22 protein-coding genes are annotated in these 21292 nt (G+C 62.5%); 17 read left to right on the top strand and 5 right to left on the bottom strand.

Annotated elements, in window-relative coordinates:
• Positions 1-2: 2 nt before the first annotated feature.
• Complete coding sequence (locus tag L0F51_RS04805; protein ID WP_234628176.1) at positions 3-1655, top strand: MFS transporter; 1653 nt, start codon at positions 3-5, stop codon at positions 1653-1655.
• Positions 1656-1732: 77 nt separating this feature from the next.
• Here L0F51_RS04805 and L0F51_RS20125 read toward each other — a convergent pair whose 3' ends face one another.
• The 5 genes from L0F51_RS20125 to L0F51_RS04780 form a co-directional block, all read right to left on the bottom strand.
• The gene (locus L0F51_RS20125; protein WP_234628175.1) at positions 1733-2866 is read right to left on the bottom strand and encodes an OmpA family protein; all 1134 of its coding nucleotides are present in this window, start codon (positions 2864-2866) and stop codon (positions 1733-1735) included.
• A gap of 680 nt (positions 2867-3546) precedes the next feature.
• Positions 3547-4107 carry a GNAT family N-acetyltransferase gene (locus L0F51_RS04795; RefSeq protein WP_234628174.1) on the bottom strand — a complete coding sequence of 187 codons (561 nt, stop codon included), beginning with the start codon at positions 4105-4107 and terminating at the stop codon, positions 3547-3549.
• Complete coding sequence (gene sseA / locus L0F51_RS04790) at positions 4104-4952, bottom strand: 3-mercaptopyruvate sulfurtransferase (RefSeq protein ID WP_370642310.1); 849 nt, start codon at positions 4950-4952, stop codon at positions 4104-4106. The genes L0F51_RS04795 and sseA overlap by 4 nt, the downstream gene beginning before the upstream one ends.
• A 2-nt stretch (positions 4953-4954) precedes the next feature.
• Complete coding sequence (locus tag L0F51_RS04785) at positions 4955-5686, bottom strand: alanyl-tRNA editing protein (protein WP_234628172.1); 732 nt, start codon at positions 5684-5686, stop codon at positions 4955-4957.
• Entirely contained in the window at positions 5683-6732 is a 1050-nt protein-coding gene (locus L0F51_RS04780) for a cysteine synthase A (protein WP_234628171.1), read from the bottom strand. Before L0F51_RS04780 ends, L0F51_RS04785 begins: the two co-directional genes overlap by 4 nt.
• Before the next feature lie 318 nt (positions 6733-7050).
• On the opposite strand from L0F51_RS04780, the gene L0F51_RS04775 reads away from it, so the two are divergent.
• The 16 genes from L0F51_RS04775 to L0F51_RS04700 all read left to right on the top strand — a co-directional run bounded on the left by L0F51_RS04775 (position 7051) and on the right by L0F51_RS04700 (position 21268).
• Positions 7051-7467: a HutP family protein gene (locus tag L0F51_RS04775; protein ID WP_092816060.1), complete on the top strand. Its 417-nt coding sequence runs from the start codon at positions 7051-7053 to the stop codon at positions 7465-7467.
• A gap of 1129 nt (positions 7468-8596) precedes the next feature.
• Positions 8597-9586, top strand: a complete 990-nt coding sequence (gene mdcB / locus L0F51_RS04770) for a triphosphoribosyl-dephospho-CoA synthase MdcB (protein ID WP_234628170.1) — start codon at positions 8597-8599, stop codon at positions 9584-9586.
• Between the two features lie 122 nt (positions 9587-9708).
• A complete protein-coding gene (gene madB, locus L0F51_RS04765) occupies positions 9709-10917 on the top strand; it encodes a Na+-transporting malonate decarboxylase, carboxybiotin decarboxylase subunit (RefSeq protein ID WP_234628169.1) in 1209 nt (402 codons plus the stop codon).
• 11 nt (positions 10918-10928) lie between these two features.
• Positions 10929-11846: a biotin--[acetyl-CoA-carboxylase] ligase gene (locus L0F51_RS04760; protein ID WP_234628168.1), complete on the top strand. Its 918-nt coding sequence runs from the start codon at positions 10929-10931 to the stop codon at positions 11844-11846.
• 23 nt (positions 11847-11869) lie between these two features.
• Positions 11870-13543, top strand: coding sequence for a malonate decarboxylase subunit alpha (gene mdcA / locus L0F51_RS04755; protein ID WP_128294184.1), 1674 nt, complete (start codon positions 11870-11872; stop codon positions 13541-13543).
• Between the two features lie 17 nt (positions 13544-13560).
• Positions 13561-13878, top strand: a complete 318-nt coding sequence (gene mdcC / locus L0F51_RS04750; protein WP_128294183.1) for a malonate decarboxylase acyl carrier protein — start codon at positions 13561-13563, stop codon at positions 13876-13878.
• Between the two features lie 11 nt (positions 13879-13889).
• Positions 13890-14846, top strand: coding sequence for a biotin-independent malonate decarboxylase subunit beta (locus L0F51_RS04745; protein WP_234628167.1), 957 nt, complete (start codon positions 13890-13892; stop codon positions 14844-14846).
• A gap of 34 nt (positions 14847-14880) precedes the next feature.
• A complete protein-coding gene (gene mdcE, locus L0F51_RS04740) occupies positions 14881-15774 on the top strand; it encodes a biotin-independent malonate decarboxylase subunit gamma (RefSeq protein ID WP_234628166.1) in 894 nt (297 codons plus the stop codon).
• A gap of 22 nt (positions 15775-15796) precedes the next feature.
• Positions 15797-16897: an acyl carrier protein gene (locus L0F51_RS04735; protein ID WP_234628165.1), complete on the top strand. Its 1101-nt coding sequence runs from the start codon at positions 15797-15799 to the stop codon at positions 16895-16897.
• 2 nt (positions 16898-16899) lie between these two features.
• Positions 16900-17676: a malonate decarboxylase holo-[acyl-carrier-protein] synthase gene (gene mdcG, locus L0F51_RS04730; protein WP_255701281.1), complete on the top strand. Its 777-nt coding sequence runs from the start codon at positions 16900-16902 to the stop codon at positions 17674-17676.
• Positions 17673-17885 (top strand): biotin/lipoyl-containing protein, encoded by a 213-nt coding sequence (locus tag L0F51_RS04725; protein WP_234628163.1) that lies wholly within the window; start codon positions 17673-17675, stop codon positions 17883-17885. Before mdcG ends, L0F51_RS04725 begins: the two co-directional genes overlap by 4 nt.
• A 70-nt stretch (positions 17886-17955) precedes the next feature.
• Positions 17956-18396 carry a malonate transporter subunit MadL gene (madL, locus tag L0F51_RS04720; RefSeq protein WP_092816082.1) on the top strand — a complete coding sequence of 147 codons (441 nt, stop codon included), beginning with the start codon at positions 17956-17958 and terminating at the stop codon, positions 18394-18396.
• Positions 18396-19157 (top strand): malonate transporter subunit MadM, encoded by a 762-nt coding sequence (gene madM, locus L0F51_RS04715; RefSeq protein ID WP_128294177.1) that lies wholly within the window; start codon positions 18396-18398, stop codon positions 19155-19157. Before madL ends, madM begins: the two co-directional genes overlap by 1 nt.
• A 205-nt stretch (positions 19158-19362) precedes the next feature.
• Entirely contained in the window at positions 19363-20043 is a 681-nt protein-coding gene (locus L0F51_RS04710) for an energy-coupling factor ABC transporter ATP-binding protein (protein ID WP_234628162.1), read from the top strand.
• Complete coding sequence (locus tag L0F51_RS04705) at positions 20040-20738, top strand: energy-coupling factor transporter transmembrane protein EcfT (RefSeq protein ID WP_234628161.1); 699 nt, start codon at positions 20040-20042, stop codon at positions 20736-20738. The genes L0F51_RS04710 and L0F51_RS04705 overlap by 4 nt, the downstream gene beginning before the upstream one ends.
• A gap of 26 nt (positions 20739-20764) precedes the next feature.
• Complete coding sequence (locus L0F51_RS04700) at positions 20765-21268, top strand: biotin transporter BioY (RefSeq protein WP_234628160.1); 504 nt, start codon at positions 20765-20767, stop codon at positions 21266-21268.
• The last annotated feature ends 24 nt before the right edge of the window (positions 21269-21292 follow it).

Genomic DNA, 21292 nt, shown 5'->3' with positions numbered 1-21292 from the left:
GCATGTCCGCCACTTCCGCATCTCCCCATTTTCTGGATCAGCCAAAAGCCGTCTGGGCGACCGCTTTCGCCTGTGTCGTCGGCTTCATGTCGATCGGTCTGGTCGATCCGATCCTCACCTCGATCGCAGCGGGGCTCAACGCATCCCCCAGTCAGGTATCGCTACTGTTTACCAGCTACTTTTTCGTCACCTCGGTGATGATGCTGGTCACAGGTTTCGTTTCCAGTCGGCTGGGTGGTCGCAAGACGTTGATGGTGGGGGCACTTCTCATCGTCGCGTTCTCCGCGCTTGCCGGAACCTCGCAGTCGGTTGGCGAACTGGTCGCGTTCCGAGCCGGGTGGGGTCTCGGCAATGCGTTTTTCGTGGTCACGGCTCTGTCCGTCATCGTCGCCTCCTCGCGTGGCGGCACGGCTGCAGCGATTTTGATGTATGAAGCCGCACTCGGCCTCGGCATTTCTGCGGGACCTCTCCTCGGCGCTGCGCTGGGCGGTATCTCCTGGCGTTATCCCTTCTTCGGGACGGCGACATTGATGGCGATCGGCTTTGTCGCGGTCGCAGTGCTTCTTCCGGAACTGCCGAAGCCCAAGGAGAAGATTGCGCTCTCTGCGCCTCTCAAGGCGCTTCGCCAGCCGGGTCTTCTGACGACCGCCGTCGCCGCGGCTTTCTACAATTACGCCTTCTTCACGGTCCTCGCCTTCGTTCCGTTCGTTCTGCAGATGTCGGCGCATGCGGTCGGACTGATCTTCTTCGGATGGGGGCTCCTGCTTGCGGTGTTTTCGGTTCTCGTCGCGCCACGTCTGCAGGCGCGGCTGAGCGCTCCGATCCTGCTTGCTGCGTGTCTCGTTCTCTTCGCAGTCCTGCTCATGGTCATGGCTTTCGGCTCCGTGGAGATCGTTGCCGCCTGTGTGGTGCTTTCGGGCGCCTTGATGGGGGTCTGCAACACGGTCTTTACGGAGATGGCGCTTGAAGTCTCGACGGTTCCGAGACCCGTCGCGTCGGCTGCCTACAACTTCGTGCGGTGGTTCGCGGGCGTCGTCGCGCCCTATGCGGCGCCGCTGCTGGCGGAAAGCTTTGGCGCCCATATGGCCTTCTACGTGGCCTGCGCCGCGGCTCTCATCTCGCCGGTCGTGCTCTTTGCCCGGCGAAGCAGTCTTGGGCGTTATGCCGGCGTTCGGCCTGAGGTCCGTGAGCCTCTCGGCGGCGCGCCACGGATTGCGGTTCTCGCAGCGGTCGACGGGACAGACCATGACCGGGCGGTTCTCGTGCGCGCCGCCGAGATCGCAACGAAGGGCGAAACCGTCTTCCTCCTGCATGTGCGCCCCTTCGAGGTGGTGGACGAAGATGCCGTCGATGCCGAGAGCGAGACCGAAGCTACGGCTGTTTTGCAGCGGGGGCTCCTCTGGCTCCGAGAGCAGGGGGTGAGCGCGGAAGGAGAGGTCTGGGAGGCGGGCGCCGTTCACGTCGCTCAGGCCATCCTTGCGCGAGCAGAGACGATCGATGCGCCCGTCCTTTTGATCGGAGAGCGGCACCGGGACGATATCGGAAATCTCGTCCATGGGAGCGTTGCCGATGCGATGGAACGTCAGGCCGGACGGGGGCCGCGCCTCGTGACCGTGTCTGCGTCGGAGACCGGGTCCGTTGCGAGCGCCCACTGAAGATGGGCCGCAAAGAAAAATGGGCCCGCGACGGCGGACCCATTCGTTTTTGCCGTCCGCTCACAAAGAGCGGCGAGTCACCGGCTCGTGCTTTGAATGAGCGGCGTGATGCGGCGAACGGCGACACGCCGGTTCGCCCGTTCCGCGGCCTCCGTCGGAACTTTCAGATATTGTTCGCCATAGCCTTGAGTGACGAGATTCTCCGGCGGAATATCGAAATTCTCCGACAGGACGATCGCAACCGATTCCGCGCGCCGGTCTGACAGCGCAAGATTCGACACGTCCGAGCCGACGGCGTCGGTGTGCCCTTCGACGAGGAAGATCTCGTTGGGGTTGCGCGACAGCACGTCTTCGATGGCCTGGCCGATCGCGGAGAGCTGGCCTATCTGGCTGCGTGTTATCGCGGCACTGCCCGTGTCGAAGGTGATCGAATCGAGATCCACGCGACGGAGCTTGTCACGCAGCCGCGAGCTGTCGCGGACCTCCTCCAGCGTATAAACCCTCTCCACGTTTTCGACCGGTGGGGCCATCAAGGCATCTTCGAGGTCGCGTTCCGATGCGCGCTGCATCTCGACGATGTAGCGATCTCGCGGCATCTGCAGGTCGAGCGGTGGCAGAGAGCGTTCAAAATAACCCGGCTCATATTCGCGATCACGACGGTCGTAGCCACGCTCGTCGATCAGCACGACCTGGTCGCCGTCCGGGTACTGGCGGACGCGCCGGATGATCTCTCCGTCATAATCCCGCTCGGTGATGACGCGGACTCCATCGGGACGTGTCACGATGGTGCGCGTCCGGCCGCCGCCCAGCTCGTCGACCGAGACGTCCCGCGCGCGGCGCAGAAGGCGGTCGGTTTCGCTGTCGGACCGAATGAGAAGCTGACCATTGCGGCGGACGATAACCCGGTCGCCCGAATCCTGAACCACGTCGCCTGTCGCAAAGGGCAGCATGAAGCCGGCAGCGCCGCGGGGAGGGCCACGCCGATCTCGCCGGTCATCCTCGACCGACCAGTCGCGACCATCCTGTCCACGACGACGGACTTCGTCACGATCTGGCCTATCCGCCTCCCGAACAGCCTCGCGCCGCTGCTGATGCAGTTTCTGGCGCAGCTCGCGCACTCTCGGATCCTCACGCTCGCCGGCAATGCCGAGCTGGGGCGTTGGGGAAGGGGCCGCGTCGCCTCTCGGCTCCGCCTCCGGCTGCTGCTGCACGTTGCGCTTTTGTGGTGCTGCGTCCGGCTTTGGCGGGGCTGGCGCCTTTGCGGGCGCTTCCGCGGGCTGCTGCCGGCGTTCGTTCGCCTGCTCCTGTTGCCGACGGAGGAATTCCGCTCCTGGGCCTGCCTTCTCTCGGCGAGGATCTGCGGCACGAGGCTGCTCTTCGCGCCTTGGTGGCGCGGCCGCGGGCCTTTCTGGACGCGCCGGTTCTGCACGCTTCGGTGACGGTTGAGGTGCGGATTTCTGAGGCGGCTCCGCCTGTCGCTGCGGTGCCTGTTTCGGGGGTTGCTTTGGTTTTTCGGCCTGCGGTGCAGGCGCTGCGGGTTGTTTTGGACCCGGACCTTGGGGAGGCCTCTGAGGCTTGTTCGCCTGCGGTTGGGGAGCCTTTTGCGGCGGCGGGCCGGGCTGTCCGAGCTTTGGGCGGTCGGGGGTTTGCTCGCGCTTCTTCTCACCCTCGCCGTTGCCACGTCGCGGACCGATGTTGGGCGGCCAGTCGGGCTGGCCCGCCTGAGCAAGAACGGTCGGTCGCTCGACGCCGGCAGTAGCGGCGGAAGCGGTGTGGGCGAACGGCAGAGTGAGCGCCGTCGCCGCGAGTATGGCTGCAAATCTCATCGACGTATCCGTGTTCCGAGCCCCCTCGGACACGGCTAAATCCGCCGACGGCGAATTGTTCCCTCTTACGGTGAATTCGCGGGCGGGACGTGACTCGGCAGGGTGAAGCCTTCCGGGACCGGAAGCTGATGCTCCCGCCGGCCCACGGCCTCGAATCCGAGGCGCTGGTAAAGCGGCAAAGCTGCCGGGTGATCCATCGTGCAGGTATTCACAGTCACCGCTTCCGCGCCGCGCGAAAAAGCTTCGTTGACGGCGGTGCCAAGGAGCCAGGGCCCGATGCGGCGCCCCTTCCAGTCGGGCATGAGACCGAAATAGACGAGGTCGACAGTCGTGGGGTCGGCGAAGTTGAGCTCGAAAAAGCCGGCCGGTGCACCATTCCCGTAAAGCACCCAGACTTCGATACCCTCGCCGTGGATGCGCTCGGCCAAGGTCGCATCGTCGAGCCCGTGCCGCTCGACCCAGAGATAGCTCCGACCAATCGTGGCGTAGAGATATCGGTAGAAATGCAAGGGGCAGTTTTCGGCACGCATCAGCGCAAGACGAATGCCGGCCGGGGGCGGGGGAAGGTGTCGCGGAGGCGCACTCATCCGCAGATCCGTGATGGTCGTCGGCACCAGACGCGTCATTCGCTTCCCCGTTCGATGGGCGTATCGGTTCTGCCGCCCCATTCCGCCCACGAACCATCGTAAAGGGCCACATCCCGCTTGCCCGCAGTGGCCAGCGCGAAGCTCAAGACGGCGGCCGTGACGCCCGAGCCGCAGGATGTGATGATGGGTCTGTGCCAGTCGACGCCGGCCTGCTCGAAAAGTCGACGGATGGTGCCTGGTTCGGCCAGGCTTTTGCCGTCTTCCGCGAAAAGCGCGCCGAAAGGCAGATTGAAAGAGCCTGGCATGTGGCCGCTCTTGAGACCGGGGCGCGGTTCGGCCGCTTCGCCGCTGAAACGCGGCGCGGGGCGTGCATCGACCACCTGCGCATTCTTGTTGGCGATCGCATTGCGGACCCGCTCGAGATCGGCAACCGCGTCACGGTCGAACCGGACGTTAAAGGTGGTTTCGGGAGGCGACGGTGTTTCCGTCTCCAGCGGCAGTCCCGCCGCGCGCCAGGCCGGCAGGCCGCCCTCGAGGAGCCGCACATCGGCGGCGCCGAAGATCTTGAGCGTCCACCACACACGCGGCGCGGAGAAGCAGCCCATCCCGTCGTAGACGATGATCGTATCTTTCTCCGACAGTCCGAGCTTTCCTGCCGCTTCTGCGAAAGCTTCGCGGCTCGGCAGCATGTGCGGCAGGTCCGTGTCGGGATCGGCGATCCGGTCGATGTCGAAATAGACCGCACCGGGTATATGTCCGGCCCCGTACTCCGCCTTGGCATCGCGCGCATGGGCGGGGAGGTACCAGGAGGCGTCGATTACTTTCACCTTTTCGTCGGCAAGGTGCTCGTTGAGCCACTTGGGACTGACCAGCATGGTGCCCATCGTCAGCTCGCCAGCTGCAGACGGATTCGGCGGTTCTGGCGGCCCTTCTTCTCGATCTTGCCGATCTTGAGCGCGCCGATCTCTCCGGTGGAGCGCACATGGGTGCCGCCACAGGGCTGAAGATCGACTGAACCATCGGCGCCAATCGCCACGAGCCGAACCTTGCCGGAGCCGGTCGGCGGCTTCACGCTCATGGTCCGAACGAGGTCCGGGTTGTCGGCGAGTTCTTCATCCGTAATCCAGCGTGTTGTCACGGCGTGGTCAGCTTTCACGAGTTCGTTGAGCGCATCGGTCAGCGCGTCTTTGTCGATGGCATCCGCCTCGGCGATATCGAAATCGAGCCGGCTTTCCGACGCTCCGATCGATCCTCCTGTCACAGGGAAGGCGATCAGCGAGCAGAGGAGATGCAGGGCGGTGTGCATACGCATATGCGCGTGACGGCGGTCCCAGTCGAGGAGGAGCTTCACACGCTCGCCCACTAAAGGGAGCTTTGTCTCGCCAGCCGGCACATGCACGATCTCAGATTTGTCTTCGCCATAGACGGTGGTGCCGATCGCCACCTCTCCGTCGGCGAAGAGAAGGCGTCCGGTGTCGCCCGGTTGGCCACCACCGGTGGCGTAGAAAACGGTCTTATCCAGGATGACGCCGCCACGATCGTTGATGGCGACAACCTCCGCCTCGCATTCCTTCAGATAGGCATCGTCGCGAAAGAGAAGTTCAGTCGGCCCACTCACTCGGGCATCTCCTCGAATGGAATATCGATCGCCGGCGGCTGTGACAGCCAAGTCGGCACAGGCAGGTTCTTAGCGCGCAGGAAGTCGGGATTGAACAATTTCGTGGCGTAACGTGCGCCATGGTCGCACAGAATGGTCACGATACGATGGCCCGGACCCAGCTCGCGGGCCATGCGGATGGCCCCCGCGACATTGATCCCCGACGAACCGCCCAGGCACAGCCCTTCCTTCTCGACGAGGCCGAAGAGGACGGTCATCGCTTCCGAATCGGGAATGTTGAAGGGCATATCGACGGTCGCGCCTTCGAGGTTGGCCGTGATCCGCCCCTGGCCGATGCCCTCCGTGATGGATGAGCCGGAGGATTTGAGCTCGCCATGGGCATAGTAATTGAACAAGGCTGCGCCGTCGGGATCGGCGAGCCCGATCTTGATCGAGCTGTCCCGCTCTTTCAGCGCCATGCCGCATCCGGCGAGCGTGCCACCCGTGCCGACGGCACAGATGAATCCGTCGAGCTTGCCATCCGTCTGCCGCCAGATTTCCGGACCCGTCGTCTCGATATGGGCGTTGCGGTTGGCGGTGTTGTCGAACTGATTGGCCCAGATCGCTCCGTTGGGCTCCTCTGCGGCGAGCCTCTCGGCAAGCCGGCCCGACACTTTGATGTAGTTGTTGGGGTTGCGGTAAGGCACGGCAGGGACCTCGAGCAGGCGCGCGCCATGCAGACGAAGGGCCTGTTTTTTCTCCTCAGACTGCGTTTGCGGGATGACGATGACGGCGCGGTAGCCAAGCGCTTTCGCAACGAGGGCGAGCCCGATCCCCGTATTGCCGGCTGTCCCTTCGACGATGGTCCCACCCGGCTGCAACAATCCCCGCTTTTCCGCATCGCGGATAATGCCAAGGGCGGCTCGGTCTTTGACCGACTGGCCCGGGTTGAGAAACTCGGCTTTGGCAAGGATTTCGCAGCCGGTCATCTCCGATGCGTGTCGGAGCCGCAAAAGCGGTGTGTTGCCGATCGTTTCCAGCACGGACGGTGTGATGGCAGCGGGCATAGAGTCTCCTCGCGTCTTGCGCTTGCGGCGGAACAGGGGTCGGCGCCGCAGAGTTATGGGGATAGCGCAGGCGAATGCACCTTCGCTCGGGGGTGTCTGTGTTCACATTTATGCCCCTCGCACGCGTCGTAAAGGACAATCTCGATTGCAAGCCTGGAGCGATCTTTAGGGTTTACTGGAACCAAGTGACGCCCTATCGAGATGCCTCCCGGCACCGGCCCGACTGCACGCCTTGGGGGGCAGCATAGCGGAAGGGTTTCGCGGGATAACCTTGGGTTATCGCGGGCCGGGCATGTTCTCGCACAAGGAACTCCCCCAATGGACATCAATCCTGACCGTCTGGGTAAGGTCGCGATCATTGCTGCGATCAGCTCGCGCGAGGAGGAAGAAGTCTTCAAGCAGTATATCGCTGCGAGCACGCGCTTGAAGCTCGGCATCACCTTTGTCAGCGGTATCCGCACGGATGTGACAAAGACATTCGTGAAGTCGCTCGTCGCCTGCGCTCTTCAGAGCCACATCATTCACCACCATCACAACGAAATCCACGCCGTCATCCATGCGGGTCTCGAATGCCTGAAGGGCGTCAGCTCGGACGTCGCGGCCGAATCGAGCCTGAAGCTCAAGGTGGCTATCGTTTCCGACGGAAGATGGCTTGCCATCGCTGCGCACGGCGAATCGGCTTTCCACCCCGAAACGAACCATGAGCGTATGGGTTTTGGGGTCATGCATCTCTAGGGGCGGAGCCTGACGCTTTCTGGATCCGCGTGGCGCGGGCGGGGGAGACCGCGCTCTGCGTAGTCCGCTTCACGGTCCCAGTTTGGGAATCCCCTCCGTCTTCAGCGGCCTCGTTTCGCTGGAGATCCCGTACCGACGCGTGAAAGACCTGATCGTCGGTTGAACTCGCCTCCGTCCGTCTCGATGGGAAGAGGCATTCTCTCGGCCCACCTTTTGTGGACGGACGTGCGCCGGCTCGGAGCGGATGCTGCCTCGATAAGGTGCGGGCCATTCGCTGCGCCACACCGGTCCATTGCGCAGATCGTGCCGGTCTGTTCTGCCGAAGCGAGGCGCCCGGCGACATGCGGGCGCGAGGGAGCGCGGCGATTTCTGTTCACGTGATTGTACGTGCAAAATTATAAACGACGATCTCAATCGTGTTCAATTTGCGGCTGACGAGCAGTGAAAACGTCGCGTTTTCAGATATTTAGAATACGTCTTAGAAGTCGAAATTCACTGCCTGCACAACTCCGCCAGAGGGCGGTCGATCTGCCAAAAATCTTTGTGATCGTCAATCTAAGTATCTGAGATAAAAGAATAATCTATATTTGTACGTCTCGCTTATAATGATGCCATTTTGCCGCAACCCTTGGCCTGACAGAGGTCTGGACTCTTCGGCTCCATAGTGAGATATACGACTTAAGTCGGGGGTACCGATACGGGAACCCGGCGGGCCTTCGGGCCATGTGATGCTCCGCTTGGCGGAGATGTACTGCTCTTTCGAGAGCTAGTGATACAGTGATCAGGGGTGACGCCGACCGCTTCGCGGAGGTGAGCACCTATCTTCAGAGCCCCTCTGGGGCGTGTGATCTCGTGACTGGAGCAGCTTGGGCGCCCCTTCGGGGAGTTCGTTCCATCCTTTGCTCAAACCCATTCCTCACCAGTGACTCAGTGTTCTCCGTGCCGGTGAACTCCTGAATCTCCTTGCGGCTTTCGGCGCTTACGGGCGCTTGGGGTCAACGGGGAATTGCGCCCTCGCGCCGCCCGCTACGAGCGACGTTCGGACGCGGCGAAATCGCCGATGCAGGCTTTGCGCAAGCTACGACCGTCATCAAAGCGCAGCCTGGGGAGGCGAAATGAGTACGAGATTATGCAAGCCCCTCAGCAAGTTACCGCGAACAATCCGGAGCAGACCCCCGCTTTCGAAGCCGGCGTAAGCGCCGTTGCCTGGCGCATCGGATCGGCATTCCTCGCCGGCGCTTTGCTCGAAGTCGCAACCCATCCGAAGCCCGGCCTCGTAACGGCCCGCTCCAACGGCGCACACCGCGACATGGACATCTCCACCTTCATGGTGTCCTCGGCCGCGATCGCTCCCTGCTTTTTTCAATGTGCCGATGCCGGCCAACGTCATGAAGGGCAGGTGGGCAGCCTTCTCCCGGTCGTGCGCGCCATTGGTTCCCATTATGAAGGCCTGCTTCTCGCCGCCACCGGCGGCGTCAACACACAACGCGGTTTTCTCTTCTCCGCCGGTATTTTGAGCGCTGCGGCTGGTCTGCTGGCGCGCGAGCCGGCGGCCATGAGCGCCGATGCTCTCTTCGCGACTGCCGCCTTGATGGTCGATGGGCTTTGCGCCCGCGAGCTCTGCAGCCTTGACGATCGCGAGCCGGCGACCGCCGGCGAGTGGCTCTATCAGCGCTACGGTGTCCAAGGCATCCGCGGCGAAGTGGAGGCAGGCTTTCCGACCGTCGCCGAAGCCGGGCTGCCGGCCTTCCAGGCGGCGCGTGAAAAGGGAGTGTCTGTCCAAACGGCTCTCATTCACACCCTCATCTCTTTGATGGCTGTCGCCGAAGACACAACGCTTCTGTGGCGCGGCGGCTTTGCGGCGCTCGACTTCGTCCGTGCGGAAGCCCGCGAGGTGCTTCGTCTCGGCGGGGCGCTGAGCGAGGCCGGCATGGCCGCGATCCGCCGTCTCGATGCGGCATGCATCACCCGAAATATCAGCCCCGGAGGCTCGGCCGATCTTCTGGCCATCACCTTTGGCGTCGATGCGCTCTTGAGCGGCCATCCTGCCCCCGGAGCCGCTTTCACCGACCGGCCCCTCATGGCGGGTCATTCCCCCAACCCCCCGAGGATCTCATGAACATCATTCTCTATGCCGGGATGGCCTACCTCATCACCGCAGTCATCGCTTTTGGCGTGATCGGCGTGATCGTCGGCATCTCCAAATTTCTCTCTCAGCCTTCCGAATAAACCGGCGAAACCATGTTACACCAACTTCTTAGCATCTTCCCGGGCATCGGGACGCTCTTCATTCAGGATCCGGTTATCGCGTTTTCGCGCATCGGCCTGATCATTCTCGGCTTCACGCTCGCCTATCTCGGTTTCAAGCGCACGCTCGAGCCGTTGATCATGGTGCCGATGGGCCTCGGCATGATGGCGGTCAACGCCGGCGTCATGTTCCTGGAGGCCGGCAAGATCGGCACTCTGATTATCGCACCGATGGTCTCTGAGACGGGGCCGCTGGTCGACATCATGCAGATCAACTTTCTGCAGCCGATCTACAACTTCACCTTCGTGAACTCGCTCGTCGCCTGCATGCTCTTCATGGGTATCGGCACGATGGCCGATATCTCCTTCATCCTGGCGCGGCCCTGGGCCTCGATCACGGTTGCGATCTGCGCCGAGCTCGGCACCTTCGTCACGCTGGTGATTGGATACTACTTCGGCCTGACGCCGGGGCAGGCGGCTGCAGTCGGCACGATCGGCGGCGCTGACGGCCCGATGGTGCTGTTTGCCTCGCTGATCATGGCGAAGGACCTCTTCGTCCCGATCTCCATCATCGCCTATCTCTACCTGTCGCTGTGCTACGCCGGCTATCCGTACCTTGTGCGCTGGCTGGTGCCTGAGAAGTACCGTGGCATCGAGGTCGAGATCGACTTCCCTGACGTCTCCCCGCAGGCGAAGTTCATCTTCACCATCGTTGCTGCGGGACTCCTCTGCCTGCTCCTGCCGGTGGCCTCTCCGTTGATCCTGTCCTTCTTCATGGGCGTTGCGATCAAGGAAGCCGAGATCGAGCCCTACCAGAAGCTCCTGGAGAACACGATCACCTACGGGTCGACCCTGTTCCTCGGCCTTGTGCTTGGCGTGCTTTGCGAGGCTTCGACCCTGCTTGATCCGCGGGTGGCCATCCTGCTCGTCCTCGGCATCACGGCGCTCGCCGTCTCCGCCCTCGGCGGCATCGGTGGCGGCTGGCTGGTCTGGCTCCTGAGCAAGGGCAAGTACAACCCGGCGACAGGCATCGCAGGTGTCTCCTGCATGCCGTCCACCGCCAAAATCGCCCAACGCTGCGCCTTCGAAGCAAGCCCCTACGCCATGATTATGCCTCTGGCCATGGGCGCTTCGATCTGCGGCGTCATCGTCTCCGCCATCGCCGTCGGCGTCTTCGCTTCGACGATCGGCCTGGTCGGATGACGGAGCGTCCGGTGTCTGCGCGCCCCCCAACCCTGCAGACACCGGACGCCACCTTTCAAAGCATCGAAACCCTCACTCCGGACGAAACCATGTCCACCTTCTTCGCCCTCGCTGCCACGCCTGCCGACCTCGCAAGTCATTGCGGTGTCGAGCGTCGGAGCGGTGGGATCGACCCAATCTACCGGATCTCTGCCGTCGATTCGACGAACCGGCTCATCCGGGATCTCGCTGCCGAAGGGGTGGCGCCAGGTCTCGCGGTGGTGGCGGCGCATCAGACGGCGGGTCGGGGGAAGGGCAAGCGTTTCTGGTTTTCAGAGCCGGGCAAGGGTTTCGCTCTGTCACTGCTGTTGCGGCCGACACGGCCGGTTGAAGAAGTCTCCCAGCTGACCCTCGTGCTGGGTGTGGCCGTCGCTGAGGCCATCGTGCAGGCGACCGGTGTTGCGGCCGAGCTCAAATGGCCAAACGATATCCTCGTCGACGGTCGCAAGCTTTGCGGCATCCTGTGCGAACTCGTCCTGACCCCGGAAGGGGACATGGCTCACGTGATTGCCGGTATCGGCCTCAACGTGAACATCGCGGCCTCCGACTTCCCGCCGGTCCTTGAAAATATCGCCACATCTCTCGCGATCGAAGCCGGTCGGACGATCGATTCCGAAGCGGTGCTCTCGGCGGTTCTCGCCTCGGTCGAGCGCTGGATGAAGCGCTGGGAAGACGAGGGCTTCGACCCCATTCGCCGCGCCTGGATCGCACGCTCCTGCACCATCGGGCGGGAGATCTCCTTCGACGCTGGCGATGCGCGCTGCCGAGGCGTCGCAACCGACCTCGGCGCTGATGGCAGCTTAAGTATTCGAGACGGAAGCGGCTCTCTACACCGCTTCTACTACGGAGAAGCGTGTCATTCGCCCGCTATTGCGAGCATTTCACGCTAATAAAAGGAAACAGAGGTTGTTCCATGTCCACTAACTCTACAGAAAAGAAGTGGGACCGCCGCTCTGCAGATACTGCAGAGAGGTTGGAGGCTGCCTCCCGGTACATTGGTCCGGGAAAGCAGTTCAAGCCGGAGGATACGGTCGCGCTGCTTGAAGCGGTGATCCGCGCCGGCGACCGCGTCAACATCGAAGGCAACAATCAGAAGCAGGCCGACTTCCTGGCCGAATGCCTCAACAAGGTGGACAAGTCGAGGATCCACGATCTGCACATGGTGCAGTCGGCCGTGCCGCTTCCGGTCCATCTCGACCTGTTTGAGAACGGCATCGCCAAGAAGCTCGACTTCGCATTCGGTGGACCGCAGGCCGGCCGCGTCGCCAAGTTCATCAGCGAAGGCAAGCTCGAACTCGGCGCCATCCATACGTATCTCGAGCTCTTCGGCCGCTACTTCCTCGACCTGACGCCGAAAGTGTCTCTGATCTGCGCCTACAAGGCGGACCGGCAGGGCAACCTCTACACCGGCTTCAACACCGAAGACACGCCGACCATCGTCGAGGCGACGAAGTTCCGTCAGGGCATCGTGATCGCCCAGGTGAACGAAATCGTCGATACGCTGCCGCGCGTCGACATCCCGGCCGACTGGATCGACGGCGTCGTGCAGTCGCCGAAGCCGTTCTTTATCGAACCGTTGTTCACCCGTGATCCGGCTCTCGTCACGGAAAGCCAGATCCTCCTCGCGATGCTGTGCCTCAAAGGCATCTACGCCGAATACGAGGTCAAGCGGATCAACCATGGCATCGGCTTCCTGACGTCGGCCATCGAACTGCTTCTGCCGACTTACGGCGAAGAGCTCGGCCTCAAGGGCAAAGCCTGCACGCATATGATCCTCAACCCGCATCCGACGATGATCCCGGCGATCGAATCGGGCTGGGTCGATACGATCCACTGCTTCGGCGGTGAGCTCGGCATGGAGAAATACGTTGCGGCGCGGCCGGACGTCTTCTTCACGGGTCCGGACGGTACGCTGCGCTCCAACCGCGCTTACGCACAGACCGCCGGCCACTACGCCCTCGACATGTTCATCGGCGGCACGCTGCAGATCGACAAATACGGCAATTCCTCCACTGCGACCGCGTCGCGCGTGGCGGGCTTCGGTGGCGCACCGAACATGGGTTGCGATGCCAAGGGCCGTCGTCACGTGACCGACAGCTGGCTGAAGGTTGGCAAGGAAATGCCGACGCTCGATCGTCAGATCGGCAACATGCCTCGCGGCAAGCGCCTGGTGGTGCAGGGTGTCGAAACGTTCGGCGAGGGCAGGGCGCCTGTGTTCGTGGAAGAGCTCGACGCCTGGAAGCTGGCTGAGAACGCCAAGCTCGATCTGCCGCCGGTGATGATCTACGGCGACGACCTGACCCATGTCGTGACCGAGGAAGGCATCGCCTACCTCAACCGCTGCGCGGACATCGAAGCGCGCATGGCCGCCATCCGCGCGGTCGCCGGCTACACCGAGATCGGCCTCAAGGCCAATCCGGACGAAACCCGGCAGCTGCGTGAAGCCGGCATCGTCAAGACGCCGGAAGACCTGGGTGTCGATCGCTCCCGTGCCAACCGCTCGCTGCTCGCAGCCCGCAACATCCGCGACCTCGTGAGCTGGTCGGGCGGCCTCTACAACCCGCCGGCCCGGTTCCGCAACTGGTGACGAAGGACCTTTGAATCATGGCTTTGAATACCTTGGAATTCGACCTCAAGCTCGATGAGGTGACGCATTCGATCGACACGCCGATCCATCTCGGCGTCGTCGGTTCGGGCGACATGGAAGTCCTGATGGAGCCCAAGGATCTGAAGGGCGCCGTCTCGGTCCGCATCGTCACCCCCGTCGCTGGCTTCGACGACCTGTGGAAGCGCGTGGTGGAGAAGTTCGTCTCCGAAACGCTCCTCGGCGATGTCCACCTCGAGATCAACGACAACAACGCCACGCCTGCCGTGGTCCTGCTGCGCCTGCGCCAGGGCTTTGCGGAAGCGACCGGCGAGTAAGGAGAGATCTGATGCCGAAATGGAATGATCTTCAGGAGCAGAGCTTCCTGGAATCTGATGCGCGCGCCCGGGCCGTCGGCCTGGTCGACGAGGGCACCTACACAGAACTCGCGGGTCCGTTCGACAGGTTCTACAGCCCGCACCTGGAAGTCTTGGGCGAAGCCGTCGAATTCGACGACGGGATCGTCACCGCTGTTGGCAAGATCGGCAAGACCCCGGTTTTCGTCATCTCGCAGGAAGGCCGCTTCATCGGCGGTTCCGTCGGCGAGGTCGGTGGCGCGAAGATGGTCAACACCATCCGTCTCGCCATCGAATTCCACGACAAGCTGGTGGCGGACTATCCGAACATCTCCGACGAGGAGAAGCCGGTCGTCGTCATCTCTTTCGAAACCGGCGGCGTGCGCCTGCATGAATCGAATGCGGGCCTTCTCGCCCATGCCGAGGTGATGGACCAGTTGCAGAAGGCACGCCACAAGGTGCCGGTCATCACGCTCATCGGCTCGAAGGTCGGTTGCTTTGGTGGCATGGGCTTTGTCGCGGCTGCGACGGACGCCATCGTAATGAGCGAGTTCGGACGCCTTGGCCTGACCGGTCCTGAGGTCATCGAACAGGAGATGGGCAAGGAAGAATTCGATTCTTCCGATCGTGCGCTCGTCTTCCGCACCACGGGCGGTCGCCACAAATACATCATGGGCGATTGCAACGTCCTCGTGCACAACACGATCGGCGCCTTCCGCGATGCCGTTGCCAAGCTCGCCGTTCTTCCGGTTTCGGAATTTGAAAAGATGCGCCGCATCGGCTCGCCCGAGGCCGTCGAACGCCAGCTGCGTGCCGTCGCGCTCGCTGCCGAGATGCAGCCGCAGGATGCCCGTGACGTCTGGGCGAAAGCCGGCAATCCCGATCCCGTCGCTCTCACCGACATTCCGCTCGACGATTTCATCGCCGACGTGAAGCGGCTGTCGGTCTGAGCCCGGTCACAAATCCCTTAATCAGGAGACAATCATGGAAGCCACTGAGACCATGATGGGAAGAGGTCGGGACGCGATCGACATGATCGTCGATGCCGACAGCTTCAACGAGGGCACCATCGGTGCCAAAACCTTCGACGATCCCGAATTCGGTCCGGGTGCCGTTGTCGGAACAGCAGCCCTCAACGGCGAGGCGGTGACGATCATCGCCTCAGACGCCAACGCCTTCAACGAGAAGTTCCCTGTCGTCTATGCCGGCATCATCGGCATGGAGGAGGGCTACAAGATGGCGCAGGCCGTCTATGCCTCCCTCGAAGCCGACAAGGCCAAGCCGGTCGCCGAGAAGCGTCCGCTCGTGCTCATCGTCGACACCCCAGGAAACGGTCCGGGCAAGGTCGAAGAGATCTTCGGCATGAACAAGGCGACCGGGGCCTATCAGCTGGCGCTCGCCGAGGCTCGGCTCGCGGGTCATCCGATCGTTGCCATGGTCATCGGCCGGGCGATCTCGGGCGCCTTCCTGTGCCACGGGCTGCAGGCGGACCACATCGTGTCGCTCGATGCGAATTTCGGCACGATGATCCACGTGATGCCGCTCACCTCGGTGTCGCGCATCATCCGCAAGGACCTCGAGACGCTGCAGGAATTGTCGAAGGGCAATCCCGTCTTCGCCGCCGGCCCGCGCTTCTTCTACGCCCTTGGTGGCGTCGAGGAACTGGTCGGAACGATCGACGGCATGCGTCCGACGATCATCGAGCACATCAAGGCGATCCGTGCCGCCAAGGCGGCCGGTGAAGCCGACAAGCTCGGCCCGTGGGGCCGGGGACAGCTCGGTGCAGAGCGTGAAGGCCGCAAAGTCCGGCCCGAAGTGATCAAGCTGATGAACCAAGAGTTCGCAGCAGTCGCCGAGAAATACGCTCCATCTCGCTGACGACCCAAAAGGGACGACGACCATGTCTGACGATTTGACGGTTCTCGAAGCAGCCCTGGACGCTTTCGGCACAGCTCCGACTTTGGAGGAGATGCCGCGGCGGACATTGGCGGACAAGGGTATCGACGGTCCTACCGCCGCCCATGTCATCGAGGAGGTGCATACGCCTTTCAATCTGGCGTATCTCACTTTCACGACAGGCTCTTCGGCGTTCCAGAATATCGTCGGCGTGGTCCATGGCGAGATTTCCGGCCGCTGCGCGGTGGCCCGGACCCTGTTCGAAAGACTTGGGTCCGGGCCTGGAGCGCGGATGCTCGTCAGCTATCCGCCTCTCGTCAATGTCTTCTCCGCAGAGGCGCTGCGCCAATGCGGGGTGGAATGGAGTTTCCTGAAGCGCTCGAGCCGCGACGCCTTTCTTGTTGCGGCCTGCCGGGAAAAGCCTTCGATTATCCTTGGAGAATCTTCTTTCCTGCGGGCAAGCCTGGAACAGGCTGGTCCGCTTGGACTGAAGGACGAATTGCCCGAGGGGGCTGTCCTCCTCACGGCCGGCACGCCGCTCGACGAAGGCCTGCTGCCGGTTGCGGAACGTTTCGGTTACACCGTCCACGACCTTTATGGCTGCCAGGAATTCGGCTGGCTGACCCTCGATGGCGTGCCGCTGCGCGATGACATCAGTCTCGTCGCATCGCCCCGCGGGCCTTCGTACCGCGAACTTGTCGTCGGCGGTCTGCCGATGGGCGACAGCTTCATCATCTCGCAGTCCGGCCATGTGTGCGATCGCGCGGGTGAAATCATCACCTATCGCCGCGAGCGCACCTATCCGGAATATGAAGTCATCGTCACCCACACGACGGCAATGGCTGCCGAGACCGTCGAGAAGGCGGCGCGCACGATTTTGCGGATCAAAGGCCGCGTCGTGAAAGTGGCGCCGGATGTCGTGGTCGGCGCTCCTGCGACCCGTCTCAAACTCATCCCCGGTCTTTCGCTCGGCGATGCTGCCACACAGGCCGGCGTCGAGATCGTCGGACCCGAGAAGACCCGCCTCTTCGATGTACTGGTTGAGGCCCAGGCCAATTTGCAGAAGACCGCGAAGGCGGATCCTGCCTGGATCAAGAGGCGCTGATCATGCTGAACCGGCGCCATTTCCTCGCTTATCTCCATCCTGATGCCCGTCAGGTGCTCGCGCCCGCCATTGTGGAAGGTCTGCCGCACACGATGCGCGATCACACCACCGAAGCGGCGGTCCTGCATGGGTTCCTGACGGATCGGATTCCCGGCATCGTCTGCCGTCCGACCAGGGCTTGCACGGACGAGCAGGGTCAACTTGGCTTCTCTTTCCCGCTGCGCATCGGCGAAGAACGGGTGAGGAGCTCGGTCCTGGTCGAGCCAGAACAGGTCGCGTCTTTCCTGTCACCCTACGAGGTGATGGAGCGAGCGGCTCTGCGTTTTCCTCCGCCGCACGCGGCTTTGCGCGTCGCGCTCTCGCTCGCCCGCCGCTTCGAGATCCGGCTCGGTCTCATCGGATCGGCAGCGCTCGCTGCGATGACGGGCCTTCCATATGTGCGGCCTCAATCGGATCTCGATCTCCTCATCGATGCCGATCACGGGGGGGATTTCCAAGCTTTTCACGCGTCTCTTGCGGCAATCTCGCGGGAGATCGGGGTCAAGGTCGATGTCGAATTGGAATTTAATCGTTCCATCGGCGTCAAGATTTCCGAATATATTTCAGGAAGAGAAGTTCTTCTTGCGAAAACGATTAATGATGTGGAGCTCATAGATCGAATTGAATTGCAGAGTTGCTCGTCTGATGAGGTGAATATTAGCGCCTCTGTTGCCGGGCGTTCCGGGGAAAATTGCAAGGTCCCCGCAACCGAAACCATCGAAAACCAATGGAGTGAATGATGGATATCAAAGTGAAAATGCCGTCGACCGTCGTGTCGATCGAGGTCGCCGTCGGAGACACGGTGACGAAGGGTCAGAGCCTCGCAGTGGTTGAGGCGATGAAGATGAAAAACAACACGCCTTCGCCGGTCGACGGCACGGTCAAGTCGATTTCGGCTGCCGTTGGCGAGCGCCTGAAGCCGGGCGCCGTTCTGATGGTCGTCGAGTGATTGAGTGACGTGGGGCGGCGCGTCGCGCCGCCCTCTCAAACGAAGGCTCCGATACTCTGGAGTAAGTGAAATGGTGATTTACGGACTAGCCCTGATGGGCGGGTGCATGATCGTAGGTACCGGCCTCGGTTACCTGATCGGTCATCTTGTTGGCATTGACGCGAATGTGGGCGGCGTCGGCATTGCGATGCTGTTGCTCGTCATCATCTCGCGCCAGCTTATGGACAAAGAACAGCTCTCCAAGCTGGCCCAGGACGGCATCATGTTCTGGAGTGCAATGTACATCCCGATCGTGGTCGCGATGTGCGCCCGCCAGAACGTCGTCGCGGCTTTCGACGCCGGCGCTCTCGCCTTTGTCGCCGGACTTGGCGCGGTGTTCGCCGGCTTCCTGCTGATCCGGCCGATCGCGGCTCTCAGCCCGAAGAGTGATCCACTTCCGCCCCTCGACGCGGACAATGCTGCTCCCGCCGCCACCGTCGCGGTGCCTGAATCCGCGAAGGAGGTCAAATAATCATGGACATCCTGGTACAAGCAGTCTCCAAATATCCTCTGGTTACTGCCTTCGTCGTCGTCGGCCTCATCATGTGGGTGTCGACCTATATCGGCAAAATCTTCAACAACCGCATCCATGCTTCGGCGATCGCGATCGTCATCGGTCTGATCCTGGCGTTCGTCGGCGGCAAATACACCGGTGGCAAGCACGGCATCTCCGATGTCGGCCTGTTCGCAGGTATCGGCCTGATGGGCGGCAGCGTCTTCCGTGACTTCGCCATCGTTGCCACGGCCTTTGGCGTGAAGCTTGAAGAGCTGAAGAAGGCCGGCGTGCCTGGCGTCGTCGCTCTTGTCGTGTCGATGATCCTGTCGACGGCGATCGGTGCGGCTACGGCTTACGCGTTCGGCTACACGAACCCGGTCGACATGGCCACGATCGGCGGCGGCGCGGCGACGTTCATCGTCGGTCCGGTGACCGGTGCGGCTCTCGGCGCATCTTCGGAAGTGATCGCCCTGTCGGTTGCCGCCGGCGTGGTGAAGTCGATCTCCGTGATGATCCTGACCCCGTTCCTTGCCAAGATGGCAGGCCTCAACAACCCGGCCGCAGCGGCTGTGTATGGTGGTCTCATGGGAACGACCAGCGGAACAGCCGCCGGATTGGCTGCTACCGATCCGCGGCTGGTTCCTTATGGTGCGATGACGGCGACGTTCTACACGGGCTTTGGCTGCCTGGTCGTCCCGTCACTCGGTTACGCGGCGATCGTCGCCCTGGTTGGTTGAACCTTTTGCCGAAGGACCAGTCAGGGTTTCATCCTGCGCAACACACCTAAGAATGAGACACCTGAGACAGTGTTTCAAGCGATGGTGCTACGAATAGGGTTCCGGAGCACGAACATGTGAACGACGTTCGCGTTCCGAACCTGCAGCCGCCGGCTCGTCTCCTTCAAAGAGATGCCGGCGGCGCCAACGCTCCAAGGGGCAGATCATGACGACGATCGAGATCCGCGCGGTTCATCAGCGCTTCGAGACCTTCGAGGCCTTGAAGGGAATCGATCTGACGCTGAACGAGAAGCGTATCGGGATCGTCGGCTCCAATGGTTCCGGCAAGAGCACGTTTGCCCGGCTCTTGAACGGACTTCTCATTCCCACCTCCGGACAGGTTCTCGTCGACGGGCTCGATACGGCCAAGTCGGGCAAGGCGGTCCGTCGCAAGGTGGGCTTTGTTTTTCAGAATCCAGACAATCAGATCGTCTTCCCGATCGTGGAAGAAGATGTCGCGTTCGGCCTCAAGGGGCTGAAGCTCCCCGCGGCCCAGCGTGGCGCCCTCGTCGAAGAGGTGCTTGACCGCTACGGGCTCGGACCCTTTCGCTCGCATCCCTCGCACACGCTGTCCGGCGGACAGAAGCAGCTTCTGGCGCTGGCGGGTGTCCTCATCACGCGGCCCGATTGTGTCGTTTTCGACGAGCCGACGACGCTTCTCGATTTGCGCAACGCCAGGCGGGTTGCCAAGGTCATCGACGAGATGGAAGAGACCGTCATCGTCGTTACGCACGACTTGCCGCTTCTTCAATCGTTTGATCGCGTCATCGTCTTCGATCAGGGCAGGGTGATTGCCGACGATGAACCGAATTCCGCCCTCGCGCGCTATGTGGAGCGTATGCAATGAGATCCCGCGGCGACATATCCTCGTTCCTGCATGAGCTGCCGGCGGCTGCCAAGCTCCTGGTTCTGGCGGCGGCGGGCACAGGGCTCGTCCTCGTCGGCAGTCTTCCGGTTCTCGCCGGCGCATTTCTCGCGACGCTGCTCCTTTATCGGCTTGCAGGCATCTCGCAGAGGCAGGCGTTCCAGCAATTGCGCCCGCTGTTGTGGCTGCTGGTGCTCCTCTTCATCGTCCAAGGCGTCTGGCAGTCATGGGAGCTCGCCGGTCTCGTCGTCCTGCGGATCTCGACGCTCATCCTTCTGGCCGCGTTTGTGACCCTGACGACGCGCACCGATGCGCTGATTGCGGCTGTCGAAAGGGCGCTCACGCCGTTTCGGCGTCTCGGCGTCAATCCCGCCAAGGTGGGTCTCGCGTTTTCTCTGGCGCTGCGGTTCATCCCCGTCATTGCCCAACAGGCAAACGACATTCGCGACGCGCAGCGGGCGAGGGGGCTTGGAGCCAATCCCGTCGCGCTCGCCTTGCCGCTCATCGTCCGGACCCTTCGAATGGCGAGCGATGTTGCCGATGCGATCGATGCGCGCTCACCCTACAGTGATCACTCCGGCGACGAAGGCGAGCTGCCGCCGCGCTTCGTCCTGGAACCGAATACGTCCAATGCGAGGATGTCATGCAACGACGCGGAACCACAACTAAAGACATAGTCTATATCGCCCTGTTCGCAGCCTTCATGGCTGCGCTGGGGATTTTCCCGCCGGTGATGCTGCCGCTGCTCGGCGTGCCCATCACGGCTCAGTCGATGGGACCGATGCTGGCTGGTGCCATCCTCGGTGCGCGTCGGGGCGCGCTGTCGATCCTGCTCTTCCTCGCGCTCGTCGCCGTCGGATTGCCGCTCCTTGCCGCCGGTCGCGGCGGTCTCGGCGTCTTCTTCGGTCCGACCGCCGGCTACCTCTTCGGCTGGGTCGCGGCTGCCTTCGCCGTCGGTCTTTTGCACGAATGGGGCTGGAACCGACTCAATGTGGTCACGTCGTTCGTCTTCTGCGCGCTCGGCGGCATCGTGGTTCTTTATGCGATCGGTATCCCGTGGACCGCGGTCAATGTCGGCCTGCCGCTGACAAAGACCGCGATCGCCTCGGCGACCTTCATTCCGGGTGACCTCGTCAAAGCCGGTCTTGCCGCCATTATCGCGGTTTCCGTGAAGCGGTCTTATCCGATCATTCAGCGGACGGCCTAGACGGCGCGTTTGCGCGAACGGGGC

It is taken from the genome of Afifella sp. H1R (genome assembly GCF_021462425.1).
GTDB classification, from domain to species: domain Bacteria; phylum Pseudomonadota; class Alphaproteobacteria; order Rhizobiales; family Afifellaceae; genus Afifella; species Afifella aestuarii.
Note: the sequence above shows the minus strand (reverse complement) of the source record. Positions and strands in the feature narration are given on the sequence as shown.